General features: G+C 70.9%; 11 protein-coding genes and 1 riboswitch. Of the genes, 4 read left to right on the forward strand and 7 right to left on the reverse strand.

Features of this window, described 5'->3' with window-relative positions:
• Positions 1–34: 34 nt before the first annotated feature.
• Entirely contained in the window at positions 35–2,023 is a 1,989-nt protein-coding gene (locus WME98_RS31065; RefSeq protein ID WP_437945335.1) for a D-arabinono-1,4-lactone oxidase, read from the reverse strand.
• Between the two features lie 606 nt (positions 2,024–2,629).
• On the opposite strand from WME98_RS31065, the gene WME98_RS31070 reads away from it, so the two are divergent.
• Positions 2,630–3,772, forward strand: coding sequence for a serpin family protein (locus WME98_RS31070; RefSeq protein ID WP_437945336.1), 1,143 nt, complete (start codon positions 2,630–2,632; stop codon positions 3,770–3,772).
• Positions 3,773–3,837: 65 nt separating this feature from the next.
• On the opposite strand, the gene WME98_RS31075 is transcribed toward WME98_RS31070, so the two are convergent.
• A complete protein-coding gene (locus WME98_RS31075) occupies positions 3,838–4,686 on the reverse strand; it encodes an SDR family NAD(P)-dependent oxidoreductase (protein WP_437945337.1) in 849 nt (282 codons plus the stop codon).
• A gap of 369 nt (positions 4,687–5,055) precedes the next feature.
• Between WME98_RS31075 and WME98_RS31080 the strand changes: the two genes are divergently transcribed.
• The gene (locus WME98_RS31080) at positions 5,056–5,667 is read left to right on the forward strand and encodes an acyl-CoA-like ligand-binding transcription factor (protein WP_061627179.1); all 612 of its coding nucleotides are present in this window, start codon (positions 5,056–5,058) and stop codon (positions 5,665–5,667) included.
• A gap of 75 nt (positions 5,668–5,742) precedes the next feature.
• On the opposite strand, the gene WME98_RS31085 is transcribed toward WME98_RS31080, so the two are convergent.
• Together WME98_RS31085 and WME98_RS31090 are read right to left on the reverse strand one after the other, a co-directional pair.
• On the reverse strand, positions 5,743–7,257 hold the full coding sequence (locus WME98_RS31085; protein ID WP_437945338.1) for an FAD-dependent oxidoreductase: 1,515 nt from the start codon (positions 7,255–7,257) through the stop codon (positions 5,743–5,745).
• A gap of 708 nt (positions 7,258–7,965) precedes the next feature.
• Positions 7,966–8,886, reverse strand: a complete 921-nt coding sequence (locus WME98_RS31090; protein WP_437954039.1) for a GlxA family transcriptional regulator — start codon at positions 8,884–8,886, stop codon at positions 7,966–7,968.
• Between the two features lie 328 nt (positions 8,887–9,214).
• Here WME98_RS31090 and WME98_RS31095 point away from each other — a divergent pair, with 328 nt between their 5' ends.
• Entirely contained in the window at positions 9,215–9,952 is a 738-nt protein-coding gene (locus WME98_RS31095) for a DJ-1/PfpI family protein (RefSeq protein ID WP_437336420.1), read from the forward strand.
• A gap of 45 nt (positions 9,953–9,997) precedes the next feature.
• On the opposite strand, the gene WME98_RS31100 is transcribed toward WME98_RS31095, so the two are convergent.
• Positions 9,998–10,795 (reverse strand): haloacid dehalogenase type II, encoded by a 798-nt coding sequence (locus WME98_RS31100; RefSeq protein ID WP_437945339.1) that lies wholly within the window; start codon positions 10,793–10,795, stop codon positions 9,998–10,000.
• 245 nt (positions 10,796–11,040) lie between these two features.
• On the opposite strand from WME98_RS31100, the gene WME98_RS31105 reads away from it, so the two are divergent.
• Complete coding sequence (locus WME98_RS31105) at positions 11,041–11,955, forward strand: LysR family transcriptional regulator (protein WP_437945340.1); 915 nt, start codon at positions 11,041–11,043, stop codon at positions 11,953–11,955.
• A 12-nt stretch (positions 11,956–11,967) separates the two neighbouring features.
• On the opposite strand, the gene WME98_RS31110 is transcribed toward WME98_RS31105, so the two are convergent.
• Together WME98_RS31110 and typA are read right to left on the reverse strand one after the other, a co-directional pair.
• The gene (locus WME98_RS31110; protein ID WP_437945341.1) at positions 11,968–12,495 is read right to left on the reverse strand and encodes a hypothetical protein; all 528 of its coding nucleotides are present in this window, start codon (positions 12,493–12,495) and stop codon (positions 11,968–11,970) included.
• Between the two features lie 101 nt (positions 12,496–12,596).
• On the reverse strand, positions 12,597–14,483 hold the full coding sequence (typA, locus tag WME98_RS31115; RefSeq protein ID WP_437945342.1) for a translational GTPase TypA: 1,887 nt from the start codon (positions 14,481–14,483) through the stop codon (positions 12,597–12,599).
• Between the two features lie 197 nt (positions 14,484–14,680).
• A riboswitch (cobalamin riboswitch) is annotated at positions 14,681–14,888 on the forward strand.
• Positions 14,889–14,935 lie beyond the last annotated feature (47 nt).

Genomic DNA, 14,935 nt, shown 5'->3' on the forward strand with positions numbered 1-14,935 from the left:
GCGAGCGCAGAGGTCCGACTGCCCGGTCCGCGGGTCAGCGCTTGGGCGAGAGCGCGCTGGCGAGCTTCAGGCGGGTGTAGAGCCCGAGCGCGACGCCCGCCATCAACATCGTCGCGACCGAGAAGAGCGCCGCGATCTCCCACGCCGGCGCGCCTCGCTGGAAGCTATCCAGGATGAGCAGCACCTCGAACAGCGCGAAGATCGCGAGCAGCGCCGCCGTGAACGCGACGAGCGAGGCGTATCGAGCCGCGTGCGCCTTGAGCCCGCGCAGGCCATAGACGGCGAACGCGATCTGGTAGAGCACGATCGGCACCTCCCAGAAATGGAACGTGATCACGCACCCGAGCGGATCCGCGTACGGCTTGCAGGTCGTCCACGGATGTCCGATCAAGAACGGGATATGCGCGGCGAGGAGCCCGTAAACCACGGCCACCAGGATGAGCCACGAGTACAGCGTGACCGCGCGCTCCGCCGAGGCCCAGGCCTCGGTCGCGAACGGGTCAGGCTTGGGGAGCGGCGCGGGGATAGGCCGCTTCGGCATCGCGTCCTCCAGCCCGAGGTGCTCCCGCCAGTAGGCCGTGAGGAAGATGTTCTTCGGGTCGAGCCGCGCCCGCAAGGCCATGAAGTCGTTCCAGCGCTTGAACTGCTTCGCCAGGTACTTCGACCACACCTTCGCCGGAGGCGGGTCGTTCGGCAGGAACTTGCCCCAGTGCAGCTTGAACCCGAACGGCTTGAGCAGCTCCCAGAACTGCGGATAAAAATCGATCGCGGGGTCCCCCGCGTTGTAACCGAACCAGAACACGTCCACGCGCACCACCGGCTCGCCGTCCGACGACGCGCTCATCCAGAACGGGCTCGCTTTCGTGCCGTACAGCTCGAAGGAGAAGGTCCCGGTCGCCTTCAGACCGCCGGTCGCGAAGAAATCGCGCAGCGTGGTCATGACGGCCTGCGTCTTCGATACGGGGATCCATATCTCCGTGAACCACGTGGGCATCAGGATGTCATCCATCCCGTTGTCCATCGGCAGGCCGGTCCACCAGTAGTCACAGAACTCCTGCGGCCCCGGGGGCTGCTTCTCGCCGTCGAGGGGGACGAACTCCTTGTAGATCACCGGCACGATGGACGGCAGGGCCTCCTTCAAGAGGCGCCCCGCGAGCTCGATGCCCGGGAACTCGAGCAGGCCGTCCACCCCGGCCTCCAGGAGAGCCGCGACGACCGTGGAGAGCGCTTCCGCCACCCTCGGCTCGAAACCCATCTTTTCGATGTCTTCCAGCAGCGTGGTGTCGAGCTGGCTGAAGATGGGCTCGACCTTCTGCGGCAGGAGGCGCAGATCGTCGAGGTTGCCGAGGATGCTCAGGAGCAACCCCGCCAGCACCTCGGACCCCTCCGGGTAACGCCCCATCTCCTCGTAGGGCTTCGGGACGAAGCCGGGTGATGCCGGGATCCGGCGCGCCTTCCAGACCACCATGCGGTCCAACCCTCGCTGAGGCCACCACATCAGGCGGCTATAGTCGGTCTCGCGGAGGAATTGCTCGAAGCTCGGCTTGTCGTCCGTGCCGGGGCCGAAGAGATCGATCTCGCAGTCGTGGGTCGCGGTGGTCGACTCGGATCCTTTGATGTTGTACGTGGGAACGCACTGGAAGGTGACCGATGAGATGACCCCGAGGAGGCCCATCGAGACGCCGGCCGCGTGAAAGAGGTCAGCGTCCTGGTCGCGCGAGACCTCATGGATCTGACCCGTGCCGTCGATCAAGCGGAGCTTCAGGATGTTCTCGTCGATCCCGAACTTGAGCGACCCGCCCGAGGATCCCGTGGCGAGAAACCCGGAGACCGTCTGGTGGGAGATGCCACCGAGGTCCGAGAGCGCCCACCCCTTCTGCTGCAGCTGATAAAGGAGGCCGTTCTGGACGGTGGACGTGCCCGTCGGATCGTACGGGTTGATCGACAGGTTGCACCCCGCCTCGATCTCGACGATACCCTGGACCTCATCGACCCAGCGAACGGCGCGGTATCGGTCGAGCATGATGTTGATCTCGAGCCTGACCTTGCCTGGATCTCGATCGGTGAAAATGGCGCGATTGGGGGAAGGTATGGGTCGAGCCGCGGACGCGCACCTGGCGGTTCGTGTCGTGCGCCCATTTCACGAGCGCGGCGAGCTCGGCCTCGGTCGAAGGATGATAATAACCGTCGGAGCCCATGGAAATCCCCGGAGCACGAGGCGCGCCTCCACGGCCGCGCTGGCGGGGCGGCGCGCCGAGGGGATCACGTCGCCCGGCGCCCCGCAAGGAGCACCGCGGGAGCTGCGCCACAGTGGGCCAACTCTGCCTCATCGATCGCGGCCGCCGCTGCGCTGCTGGCCAGCGGAGCGTCGTTATCGGCAGGCGCCCTGGGTCGGCGGAGAGCGGGGCGCCACGGGCCGCGACGCTCCTCGCGCCGCCCTGGCACAACACCTGCTCTGCCGGGGCGCATGCGCAAGCTCCAGGTCCTCTCAGCCCTCCTCCCACTATCCCTGATCTTCGCCGGCTGCGTCTCCGACACAACCGAACCGAATCCACAGTCAGCGTGCAGCGACGGAGGCACGCCGCCGTGCGCCGCCGCCTCCGACAAAGAGCGGGTCCTCGACCCTCAGGTGTCGGACGTCGAGCGCGACGACCTCGCCCACGGCAACACGAGGTTCGCGCTCGACCTCTACCACGAGCTCGGCGCCGAGCCGGGCAACCTCTTCTACTCGCCCTACAGCATCTCGAGCGCGCTGGCGATGACGTACGCAGGGGCGCGCACGGAGACGGAAGAGCAGATGGCGAGCACGTTGCACTTCACGACGCTGTCCCAGGAGCGGCTGCACCCGACGTTCAACGTCCTCAATCGTGTGCTCGAGAGCCGCGGCGAGGGGGCGAGCGGGGCGGGCGGCGGCAAGTTCCAGCTCAACATCGCCAATGCGCTCTGGGGCCAGAACGGCCATCCGTTCCTACCTTCGTTCCTCGACGTGCTCGCGGAGCATTACGGGGCGGGGATGACCCTCCTCGATTTCGCCGGCGCGGCCGAGGCGTCGCGGAAGGTCATCAATGACTGGGTGGCCGAGCGCACCGAGGACCGGATCAAGGATCTCCTCCAGCAGAACGATATCCAGAGCACCACACGGCTCGTGTTGACGAACGCGATCTATTTCAACGCGGCCTGGAAGTTCCCCTTCGACGAGGACGCGACGGCCCCCGGCGACTTCACGCTGGCGGACGGGTCCAAGGCGTCCGTGCCGATGATGACCAACAAGGCGCCCATGCGGTATCACGAGGACGACGGGTACCAGGCGGTCGAGGTGCCGTACCAGGAAGACCGCCTGTCGATGGTGCTCGTGCTGCCATCGGACCTCGGCGAGTTCGAGGCGGGCCTCGATTTCTCGGCTCTCAGCACCCTCCTCGTCTTCCAGGAGACGCGGGACGTCACCATCACGTTGCCGAAGTTCAGGGTGGAGTCGCGGTTCGATCTCATCCCGCCCCTCAAGGAGCTGGGGATGACCGCCCCGTTCTCCAACGCGGATTTCTCGGGCATCGACGGGTCGCGAAACCTGGCCATCAGCGCCGTGGTCCACAAGGCGTTCGTCGACGTGAACGAGGCCGGCACCGAGGCCGCGGCGGCGACGGCGGTGGCGATCGACGAGCGCGCGTCCCCGGCCGCGGCCATCCGCTTCGATCGGCCGTTCGTCTTCTTCATCCGGGACAACGACGCCCGCACGATCCTCTTCGTGGGCCGCGTGGCCGACCCGTCCAAGTAGGAGCTCCGAGCCCGCCGGGGAGCGAGGCCGCTGCCAGGGCGCCGCCGCCCCGAGGAAGCGGGCGATCAGCTGGCGGCGAACTCCCGCTCGTGGATGGAGCGCACCTTCTCCAGCACCCTCGGACCATGCTCCCGGAACGGGAGGTCCATCGCGCGGTCCTTCCTCAAGTAGACGCCCGAGAGCTCCCGGTGCGCGCCGAACGCCCCCTCGTACAGCCGCGAGGCGCCCTGGGTCGGGGGCGGGAAGAAGAGCCTCATCAGCGTCTTCACGAAGAACGGCAGCCCCGACCGCTTCCCCTTCCTCAGCGTGTTGTTGCCCCCTGGATCCACGCTCCGGATCTTGATCCCGTCCTTCTCGAGCAGCGGCGCCACCTCGCGCGTCCAGAGGGAGAGCGCGAGCTTGGACGTCGCGTACGGGCCGAAGAGCTGCTTGAACGACGCCGGGCGCTCCAGGGCGTCGGGGTCGAAGCGCCTCGTCATGTCGAACGCGTTCGAGGAGGTGTTCACGACCGTCTTCAAGGATCCCCTCCGCAGCAGCTCCCTGAGCTCCATCGCGATGACGTACGGCGCCACCGTCTGGAGCTCGAAGTGCAGCTCGCGGCCTTGCCTGGAGAAGGTCAGCTCAGGGACGCTGCCGCCGGCGTTGTTGAACAGCACATCGATCCTCTCTTCGCTCGCCCTGATCGCGCCGAGCGCGCGTCTGAGGCTCTCGAAATCGGACAGATCCGCCCGGTGGACACGGAGCCTGCGGCGCTCGATGCTCTCCCGGATCAGGGGATCGTCCTCGGGGAACCCCGAGCGGTTCAGCGCGATGACCTGAAAGCCCTCCGACAGCAGGCGGCGCGTGAGCTCGAGTCCGATACCGTGGTTTGCGCCCGTGATGAGCGCGACCTTGTCGTGTTCCTTGGTGATCATCGTGGCTCCTGTGAGGGCCGCCTCCCCGCGCGCACTCCGGCGGACGACGGCCGTGGGCGCGCCGATCGCCCGAGCCGACCAGCGCGCGTACAACAGAAATGTCGGTGTCCGCAGCAAAGCGGCGTCCGGCGGTGCGCCCGCGCGCGAGGACCCAGGCGCGCGACGATCGCGCCGAGGCCTCGGCGCCGCTCAGGGCGGCGGCGATGGATGGACTCCGTACCCGTGGACCCGTGGACGCGCGCACCCTCGCGCGAAACCGCCCGAGATCGCTCGACGTCGGCGGGGCGCCGCGACAGGGGAAAGAATGTGCTACTGAGTAGCATTTGTCAAGGAGAGGCACCCGGATCCTGCGTGTGGTAGGCTGGCGCCATGGCGGAGGGCCAGGCCCCGGGGCTCCGAGAGCGCAAGAAGGAGCGGACGCGCGCGCAGATCATCGAGACCGCGATCGACCTCTTCCTGAAACATGGCTACGAGCAGACGACGCTCGACGAGGTGCTCGGAGCGGTCGAGATCTCGCGGAGGACGTTCTTCCGCTACTTCGAGTCGAAGGAAGATCTGCTCATCGCCTGGATGGACCAGCTCATCGAGGTGGCGTGCGCGTCGATCCGCGCGCGCCCTCGGAGCGAGCCGCCGCTCGTCGCGACCCGCAATGCGGTCCGGGATACCCTTGGCCGGCTCTACGAGGGGAATCTGCCGCGCTTCGTCGCGGTTCAGCAGTTCGTCGCGAAGACGCCGGCGATCCGCGCGAGGCAGAGCGAGCGGCTCGGCCATTGCGCGGAGGCCATCAGCGAGCCGCTGGCCGCGCGCATGGGCCTGGATCCGCGGCGCGACCTCGCGCCGCGGGTGCTGGCGAGCTGCGCGGTCGCCATCATGGGGTGCGCGATCGACGCGTGGCTCGCGCGCGGCGCGACGGAGGACCTCCTCGAGCTCGTGGACGAGGGCTTCCGGGCGCTCGCGCTCGAGCACGAGCGCGCCCGGTAGGGCCGGCGCGGCGGCGGCGTCCGGGGCCGACGTCGGCCGCGGGCCGGATGGCCGCCGGAGCGCGAGGGAGGGGGCTCACGCCGCGGAAGGGACAGGCCGCGCGGGCGCCGTCCGCGAGGGACGCAGCAGCCGCGCGAGCCGCGCGGGCAGGAGGCCGCGAATCGGCCCGTGGGCGACCTCGCCGACCGGCAGCCCGAAGCGCTCGAGCAGGGCGTTCGCGGCGAGGAAGCCGCTCGCCGTCGCGCGCTCCATCAAGCCGCTCGGGAAAGGGAGCTTCACGTAATCGCCGGCGAGGACGACGGCGGGCACGGGCGTGCGGACGCCGGGGCGGCGCGCGTGGGAGCCCGGGCGAAAGGCCGGGCAGTCGCGCCGGAGGAGGAAGCGCTCGTCGAGGACGCGCGCCGCGGCCGTCTCGGGGTACGCCCGGTGGAGGCTCGAGAGCAGGTCGGCGCGGATCGCGCCCTCGTCCATGGCCTCGGGCAGCGCGTAGCCGTGGAGCTCGACCACGGACCCGCCCGTGGCCCCGGCGATGCGCCGGCTCTCCCCCTCGAAGCGCTCATAGAGCGAGATGTTGTCGAGCAGGCCGAACCCCGTCGTGCCCGCGAACGGCGCCCGCTCGGGCGCGCACGGGCGATCGAGGAAGAGCCGCCACACGGCGAACGGCGGGGCGACCTCCAGGCTGGTCACGCCGCCCTCCAGCGCGGCGAGGGCGGGCGAGGCGGCGACGAGCTGCCGCACGGCCGGGACGGTGACCGCGAGGACGACCGCATCACACGCGATCCGCTCGCCGGCGCCGAGCCGCACCGCGAAGCGCCCCTCCTCCCGCTCGACGGCCTTGGCCTCGCGCCGGGAGGCGATCGCGACGCCCCGGGCGCGGAGATAACGCTCCATCGGCCGCCACACCGCGGTGCTGAAGGGCTCCTTCACGACGTCGAACACGAGCCCCTCCCGGTTGCCCAGGAAGTAGAAATGGAACATCGCGAGGAGCTCGGCCGCCGAATAGTCGCTGTCCGGATTGAAGAACGAATGCGCGAACACATCGAACAGCATCTGCCGCGCCCCCGGGGCGAGGCGCAGCCCGTCGAGGTATTCCTTCGCGGTCGTCGCGTCGAGGTCGAGGTACGTTTGCTCCGGATCGAAGGTGAACATCGTGAGCGCGCCCCGCACGTCGACCCGGAGGAGGTCCGAGAGGCGCACGCTGGGAGAGCGGAGGAGCAGCGCCGCGACGTTGAGCGGCGTGCGCGTGGGGAGGCCGGAGAACGACTCGACCGCGCCGCCGGGGCCGAGCAGCGGATAGTCGGAGAGCGGCGTGAGGAGCGAGAGGTCGGGATCGATGCGTCTGAGCAGCGCCCGCACGTTGGCGTAGTGCCGGAAGAAGGCGTGAAAGCCTCGTTCCATCTCGAAGGCCGTCCCGCCCCGCAGGCGCTCGGTCCACGCCCCGGCGCGGCCCCCGAGGTAAGCCTCGCGCTCGACGAGCGTCACCGCGACGCCCCGCTCGGCGAGGAGCACGGCGGCCGCGGTCCCCGCGAGCCCGCCGCCGATCACGACCACATGGCGCTGGCCCGCACCCCTGCGCGACGTCGACTGCATGTCGTCGGACCCCCCCGCGAGGCAGCGTAGGCTTTCCGGCGGGCGAGGCAAGGTGTCCCTCGGATCCTCCGGGCGTCGGCCGTCCTGGGGATTGATGAGGATCTCGAGGGGTGTCGAAAGGGGCCGTCCGGGGCAAACGAAGCGGCGGACGGCCAGGCGTCTGACCCACGGACAGCCAGACGCGGGGATCGGCTACTGGGTACAGAGGCAGCGCGTGCAGCCGGACCACCGGCAGACACCGGTGCCCGGGCCGTCGCATCTGGCGTCGCAATCGCTGTCCTTGACGCACTCCCAACATGCCGCGGGCTGCGCCTCTTCCGCCGCGGGGGGCTCCGTGGCCGCCGCCGCAGGAGCGCCGGCGGCGCACACCCAGAGGCCCACGCCGGAAAGCAAAATCACGGAGGCCAAAGCCCGTCGAACCATCCTCATCATCGTGAGCTCCTTTCGCTCGCGCCTCGCCGGGCAAGGCCCAGAACGAGGAGGCGCTCCGGGCAGCTTATCGATCCGCCGTCCCCCGGCCACCCGTATCGTTCAATGAATTGTTAAGAACGATGTCGATCCATCGGTGTCGAAGAAATCGATTTTCCACGTCGCCGCCGCCGGCGGCGTACCTCCACATGAATGCATGCAGGCTCAGCCGAGGTCGCTGCGCGCAGATCGGCGCCACGGCCTCTCGCGCTCGAGTCCGCCGCTCCCCGCGGCGTCGTCTCACGAGCGCCCGAAGCGCCGCCGGTACTCCTCCGGCGTGACCTGGAGCGTGCGCTGGAAGGCGCGCCGCATCCGCTCGTCCGTGCCGAAGCCGCAGTCGCGCGCGAGCTGCTTGATCGACGCGCGCCCCCCCTCCAGACACGAGCGCGCCTGCTCCAGCCGCGCCGCCTCGACGAACTTCGCGGGCGTCGTCTGCAGCGCCCTCGCGAAGGTCCGCGCGAAGTTGCGGGGGCTCATCCCGGCTCTCTCGGCCAGCACCTCGACGCGCAGGTCGGCGTCGAGGTGCCGCAGGGCCCACGCGATCACGCGCCCGAGCGGCCCCGCGGCGGCCTCCTGCGCGCGGAGCGGGCGGCTGAACTGCGACTGTCCGCCAGGGCGCTTGAGGAACACCACCATGCCGCGCGCCACCTCGAGCGCCACGTCGTACCCGAGATCCTCCTCCACCAGCGAGAGCGCGAGATCGATGCTCGCGGTCGTGCCCGCAGAGGTGTAGATCTTCCCGGATCGCACGAAGATCGCGTCGGGATCGACCTCGATGGCGGGAAACTGGCGCGCGAGCGCGGCCGCCTCGCGCCAGTGCGTGGCGGCGCGGTGCCCCGCGAGCAGCCCCGCGGCGGCGAGGATGAAGGTGCCCGTGCAGACGGCGCCCATGCGCCGCACCTCGGGCGTCGTCGCGCGCAGCCAGCCGAGCAGCCGGGCGTCTCGCATCGCCTCGCGAGGATCGCCCCCCGCGACGAGCACCGTGTCGGCGCCGGGGGCCACGTCCTCGAGCGCCTTGTGGGCGACGATCTGCGCCCCGGAGAGCGTCCGGATCACGCCGCCCGACACCGAGGCGATCTCGACGGCGTACGCCGGGGGAGCCCCAGGGCTCCTCGGGATGGCGCACTCCGAGGCCAAGGCGAAGACATCGACGGGCCCCATCACGTCGATGGCGCCCGCGCCGTCGTAGACCACGACCACGATCCTGCGCGTCGGCGCGTGCGGGCTCGCGCTCGGCGAGCTTCGCGGAGCGCGCTTCGAGGGACGGGGCCGGCTCACGCGACGACGGTACCCGCCGCGCACCTGACCGCAACGACAAAGCACCCGCATTTCCTGCCAGGTCTCCCGAGGGCGGAGCCGACGCCGCCGCGCCGCGGGCCCGACGCGTGGCAGGAAACGCAGGTGCTCTGTCCCTTCGGCTCCCCGCGCGGGGCGCATGCTCACGCGCGGCTCCTTCGCGTCCTCGCGCGAAGCCAGAAAGGATTCCTCGATGAGCGTTCATGACGATGCCTCGTTCACCTTGCCCCTGAGCCTCCCCGTGGAGCGCAAGCTCCAGGTGGCGCTCTTCGTCTGCCCCGGCTTCTTCTTGCCCGACAACATCGGCCTGCAGACGGTGTTCGGGGTCCTGCCCAACGTGGACCTCCACCTCGTCTGGAAGAACAGGGACGAGATCGCGGGCGTCCCGCGCTTCACGACGCGGGCCACCACCACCTTCGCCGAATGCCCGAAGGCGCTCGACGTCCTCCATGTGCCGGCGATTCCGCCCCACGTCATGGAGGACAAGGAGTCGCTCGCGTTCCTCGCAGAGTACGGCGGCCGCGCGGCGTGGCTGTCCGGCGTCTGCGCGGGCGCCCTGATGCTGGGCGCCGCGGGCCTGCTCAAGGGCTACCGGGCCACCACGAACTTTCACCTGCACGATCAGCTCCCCTACTACGGCGCCATCCCGACCCAGGGGAACGTGGTGGAAGACCGGAATCGGCTCACCTCAGGGCCGGTGTCCGGCGGATTCGATCTGGCGCTGCGCCTGATCGGGCGCCTGTGCGGAGACGAGCTCGCCAGGGAGTGCGAGCTGGAGATGGAGTATGCGCCGGAGCCGCCCTACGGCACGGGCAGCCCCGAGCTCGCCGGGCCAGAGCGCACGGCGCGGTCGCTCCAGAGGATGGCGCCGCTGATCGAGGAGATGCGCCAGGTGGGCATCCGCGCCTCCCGGCGGCTGGAGATCGCCTGAGCGGCGCTCCGGGTCGCGCCTCTCCGCTGTCGCGCCCGGCGGCGGTCACGCCCCCGCCGCGACGAACTCGACAAGATCGTTCAGGCTCGCTCCCGCGGCGTCGGCGCTCACGCCCAGCTCCTCGGCCGGCAGGCCCAGGCGGTTGACCCAGAACGTGGGATAGCCGAACCAGCGGGCGCCCGCGGCGTCCCAGCCGGCGAACGGGACGAACAGGATCTCCTCGCGCTCGAGGCCGAGCGCGTCGAGCGCCATCCGGTAGGCGCGCGGATCCGGCTTGTAGGTCCTCGCCAGATCGGTGCTGAGCACGCGATCGAACAGGCCTCCCAGGCCGGAGCGCTCGATCGCGGCGCCGAGCATCCTCGGCGTGAAGTTGGACAGGAACGAGAGCCGGAGGCCCGCGCGTCTCAGCGACGCGAGCGCGGGGAGCGCGTCGGGCCACGCCTCGAGCTCGAGGTACGCCCCGAGGAGCCGCGCCCGCCTCTCCTCGCCGAGATCGAGCCGCAGCGCCCGCTCGGCGAACACGAGCGCGTCCGCCGTCACCTGCCAGAAATCGGCGTACTCGCGGGCCGCGACCCGGAGCCACGTGTACTCGAATTGACGGGTGCGCCAGGCGTCGCTCAGCGCGGCGCCCTTGCCCGGACAGAGCTCCTCCGCCAGCGCGGCGATCGGCCGCGGATCGAAGATCGGAAAGGCGTCGAAGGCGATGGCCTTGATCTTCCGGCCCGGCGCGGGCCCGCGCTCCGCGGCGCACGAGGCGGTCACGGCCGGCGGGGCCGAGCCCAGCAGGCCTGTCGCGGCCGTCCCGGCCACGCGATGGAGAAACGTACGACGACTCGAATGCATGCTGGCCTCGATCGGGTCATCCGACATGGAGTGGGTAGGACGCGCGAGCGTGCGAGGCGCGCGCAGCGTCACGAAGAGAGCTCACGCAAAGAAACGCGAGCGCTGCGCCAGAGACGATCGCGCGAATGCGTGGAGAGAGCATGCACCCTCCGCCGTTGCCCGGACATCCGCCATCGCCGTATACTCGTCATGCATCTGTGCATGGCGCGGGGCGCTCTCGCGCAGCAGCGCCCCGCGCGAAGACCATGCTCGACTGGGACGATCTGCGCTATTTCCTCGCCGTCGCCCGGCACGGCACCCTCTCGGCCGCCGCGCGCGCGCTGAAGGTCACCCAGCCGACCGTGGGGCGGCGCATCGACGCGTTCGAGCGGCGCCTCGGGGCGAAGCTCTTCCGGCGCTCGCCGTCGGGGTTCGCGCTCTCGACCGCGGGCGAGAGCGTGCTCGGCCACGCCGAGCGCATGGAGCAGGGCGCGCTCGCCGCCGAGCGCGCCGCCGCCGGACGCGACGCCGGCCTGGCAGGCCACCTCCGCGTCACCGCGTCCGAATGGCTCGCCGCCCGCGTCCTCGGGCCGCTGCTCGCCCCGTTCCTCGCGCGTCACCCCGGCATCTCCGTCGAGCTCGTCGCGGACGCGCGCTGGCTGAGCCTCCCGCGGCGGGAGGCGGACATCGCCTTTCGCCCCGCCGCGTTCGAGCACCGCGAGGTCTTCCAGCGCGAGGTCGCGCGCATCGGGTTCGGCCTCTACGCGTCGGAGGCCTACCTCGCCGAGCGCGGCCCGCCGGACTTCGACCGGCAGTGCGAGGGCCACGCCCTCGTCACGATGAGCGACGATCCGCCGGCGGTCGCCGACCTCGCGTGGCTGCGCGCCGTCGCCGCGAAGGCCCGCGTCGCCGCCCGCACCAACGGCCGCGAGGCCCAGGCGACGATGGGGGCCGCCGGGGTCGGGCTCGTCTGCCTGCCGCGCTACCTGGGCGACGCGACGGCGGGCCTGCGCCTGCTCTCGCCGCCGTCGCCGCCGCCCGAGCGCGCGCTCTGGCTCGGGGTGCACCGCGACACGCGCGGGGTGCCGCGCGTGAAGGCGCTCGTCGCGTTCGTCACCGACGCCCTCGGGCCGCTGCGAGGCGCCCTCCGGCCAGACGCGCGGCCGCGCCCCGGCCGGTGACGCGCCCCGCCGCTACCGGCCCTCGCTGAGCTGGCAGGCCCGCTGATCTTCGTAAAACGGCGCGCAGTCCACGTAAATGAAGTCGGGGTCGCACGCCGGGTCGCTGGACGGCATGCACGCGAACAGCGGATCGAGCCACGCCGAGATCTGCTCGCAGCGCGTGACCGACGGGATCTGGACCATCCTGCCCATGCAGTCGAAGAACGGCGCGGTCAGGTCGTTGCAAGGGCGCGGCACAGAGAGCAGCTCGTCGCAGGCGTCGCGACAGCCGGGGTCCGGGCAGGCGGTGCCGTCGAAGAGGGCGCAGAAGAAATCGCACGAGGCCCGCGCTCCGCCGCCCGAGCCCGCCGCGCTGGAGCTCGACGACTGCGGGCCCGCGCCGACGCTCGCGCGCCCGCTCGACGTCGCGCTCGAGCCGGCGCCCCCGGAGCCGTCGTCGTCCCCCGGGGCGCCGTCGACCACGACGGCCCCGCCGCAAGCGCTCGCCCCCGCGAGCGCGATGAGCGAGGCGAGGAGCGCCGAATGCAGCGTCGTTCTCATGCCCGGGAGTCTACACCGGTCCACGCCGGCGCGGGCAGGGGCGGGGGTCGCTCGCCGGGCGCGCGCTCGCCTGGCGCGCGCTCGCCGGGCGCCGTCGCCGCTCACTCCACGGCCTGCGCCTGCTCGATCGCGTCCTCGCGGCGCTCCCGGCGGTTGCACGCGAGCACCTTCTTGCGGACGCGCACCGCGTCGGGCGTGACCTCGACGAGCTCGTCGCCGTCGATCCACTCCATCGCCGTCTCGATCGTGAGCAGCCGCGGGCTGGCCAGGAGGACGTTCTCGTCCTTGCCGTGGTTGCGCACGTTCGACAGCTTCTTCTCCTTGATCACGTTGACGTCGGTGTCGTTCGGCCGGTTGTGCTCGCCGATGATCATCCCCTCGTAGACCTCGACGCCGGGGACGATGAAGAACATGCCGCGCGGCTGGAGGTGGTGCAGCGCGTACGGGGTCGCCACGCCGGCGCGATCGGCGACGATGGCGCCGGTCGGGCGGCGCATCATCGGGCCGCCCCAGGGCGCCCAGCCGTCGAACATCGTGTTGAGCAGGCCCGTCCCGCGCGTCGCCGTCAGGAACTCGCCCCGGAAGCCGATGAGCCCGCGCGACGGCACCCGGAACTCGAGGCGGGCGCGCCCGAAGCCGGGGTTCGTCATCTTCACCATCCGGCCGCGCCGGGTGCTGAGGCGCTCGGTCACCACGCCGACGTAGGTGTCGGGCACGTCGACGACCACGAGCTCGATCGGCTCCATCACCTCGCCGTTGATCTCGCGCGTCACGACCTCGGGGTTCGAGAGCTGCATCTCGTACCCCTCGCGCCGCATCGTCTCCACGAGGATCGCGAGCTGGAGCTCGCCGCGGCCGAGCACCACGAACGTGTCGGGCACCTCGGTCGGCTCCACCCGGATCGCGAGGTTCTTCATCGCCTCGCGCTCGAGCCGCTCCTTCAGGTGACGGCTCGTCAGGTACTTCGACTGCTTGCTCTTGCCGGCGAACGTCGACGTGTTGACGCCGATCCTCATCTTGATCGTCGGCTCCTCGACCACGATCCGCGGCAGCGCCTCGGGGGTCGCCGGGTCCGCGATCGTGTCGCCGATCGTGACCGAATCGAGCCCCGCGATGGCGATCACCTCGCCCGCGGCGGCGCTCTCGACCGGGACCCGCTTCAGCCCCTCGTAGGCGTAGAGCATCTTCACGTAGCCGCGCGACTGGCCGCCCTCGCCGAGGAGCGCGACGTCGGCGCCGGACCGGGCGGTGCCCCGGACCACGCGGCCGACCGCGAGCCGGCCCACGTAGTCGTCGTGGGTCGTGTTGCAGACGATGACCTGGAGCGGCCCGTCGGGGTCGCCGGAGGGGCCGGGCACGCGCTCGAGGATGGTCTCGAAGAGCGGCTCCAGGTCCTTGGCCTCGTGCTCGAGCTCGCGCTTGGCCTGGCCGAACTTCGCGATCGCGTAGAGCGTCGAGAAGTCCATCTGCGCGTCGCTCGCCTCGAGGTCGCAGAAGAGGTCGAACACCTCGGAGAGCACCTCGTGGGCGCGCGCGTCGCTCCGGTCGATCTTGTTGATGACCACGATGACCGGGAAGCCGCGCTGGAGGCACTTCGAGAGCACGAACCGCGTCTGCGGCAGCGGGCCCTCGGCGGCGTCGACGAGGAGCAGCGCCCCGTCGGCCATCATCAGGGTGCGCTCGACCTCGCCGCCGAAGTCGGAGTGGCCGGGCGTGTCGACGATGTTGATCTTGACCCCGCGGTACCGGATGCTGGTGTTCTTCGCGAGGATGGTGATGCCGCGCTCCCGCTCGAGGTCGTTCGAGTCCATGACCCGCTCGGCCACGACCTCGTTCTCTCGGAAGGCGCCCGACTGGCGGAGCATGTGATCGACGAGGGTCGTCTTCCCGTGGTCGACGTGGGCGACGATGGCGATGTTGCGGAGGTCGTTACGCGGCATATACGGCGGCGGCCGTGTAGCACGCGACCCACGGAGGAGCGAGCCCATCCTCGCCAGAGCCCGAACGTTCGGCCTGCACCCGGACGTCGCGCGGCGAGCGCTCGCGTTCAGGTGGCGCGCGCGTGAAGCGGGCGCGGGCGGGCGCGAGGCGGACAGGAGCCCGCGCGAGTCGGGCGCGTGGCGAGGGACGCGCGCGGAGCGGGCGAGGTGAGCGGGAGCGATTGACAGCCGGAGGCGCATCCTCCTAGGGTGCGCGCCGCGCTGGTGCCTGGGCGCTCGCTCAGGCTGAATAGGGAACCCGGTGAGATTCCGGGGCTGCCCCGCAGCGGTAAGCGAGAACGACCTCCACCCCATGCACTGGCCCGATGAGGGCTGGGAAGCGGTGGACAGTAGGAAGCCGGCCCGGCCGGAGCGCTCGCGAGCCCGAAGACCTGCCCGCGCCCGGCGACGGGGACACATCCGACGCCGGTTCGACCTGGGAGCCTCGAGGGAGGCGGCGA

Source organism: Sorangium sp. So ce296 (assembly GCF_051529605.1).
Classification (GTDB): domain Bacteria; phylum Myxococcota_A; class Polyangia; order Polyangiales; family Polyangiaceae; genus Sorangium; species Sorangium cellulosum_D.

Bases quoted from the DNA above. Each gene is read 5' to 3' on its own strand.
- WME98_RS31065 (WP_437945335.1), bottom strand. From the start codon at position 2,023: ATGCTCGACCGATACCGCGCCGTTCGCTGGGTCGATGAGGTCCAGGGT.
- WME98_RS31075 (WP_437945337.1), bottom strand. From the start codon at position 4,686: ATGATCACCAAGGAACACGACAAGGTCGCGCTCATCACGGGCGCAAAC.
- WME98_RS31080 (WP_061627179.1), top strand. From the start codon at position 5,056: ATGGCGGAGGGCCAGGCCCCGGGGCTCCGAGAGCGCAAGAAGGAGCGG.
- WME98_RS31085 (WP_437945338.1), bottom strand. From the start codon at position 7,257: ATGCAGTCGACGTCGCGCAGGGGTGCGGGCCAGCGCCATGTGGTCGTG.
- WME98_RS31090 (WP_437954039.1), bottom strand. From the start codon at position 8,886: ATGGGGCCCGTCGATGTCTTCGCCTTGGCCTCGGAGTGCGCCATCCCG.
- WME98_RS31095 (WP_437336420.1), top strand. From the start codon at position 9,215: ATGAGCGTTCATGACGATGCCTCGTTCACCTTGCCCCTGAGCCTCCCC.
- WME98_RS31100 (WP_437945339.1), bottom strand. From the start codon at position 10,795: ATGCATTCGAGTCGTCGTACGTTTCTCCATCGCGTGGCCGGGACGGCC.
- WME98_RS31105 (WP_437945340.1), top strand. From the start codon at position 11,041: ATGCTCGACTGGGACGATCTGCGCTATTTCCTCGCCGTCGCCCGGCAC.
- WME98_RS31110 (WP_437945341.1), bottom strand. From the start codon at position 12,495: ATGAGAACGACGCTGCATTCGGCGCTCCTCGCCTCGCTCATCGCGCTC.
- typA (WP_437945342.1), bottom strand. From the start codon at position 14,483: ATGGGCTCGCTCCTCCGTGGGTCGCGTGCTACACGGCCGCCGCCGTAT.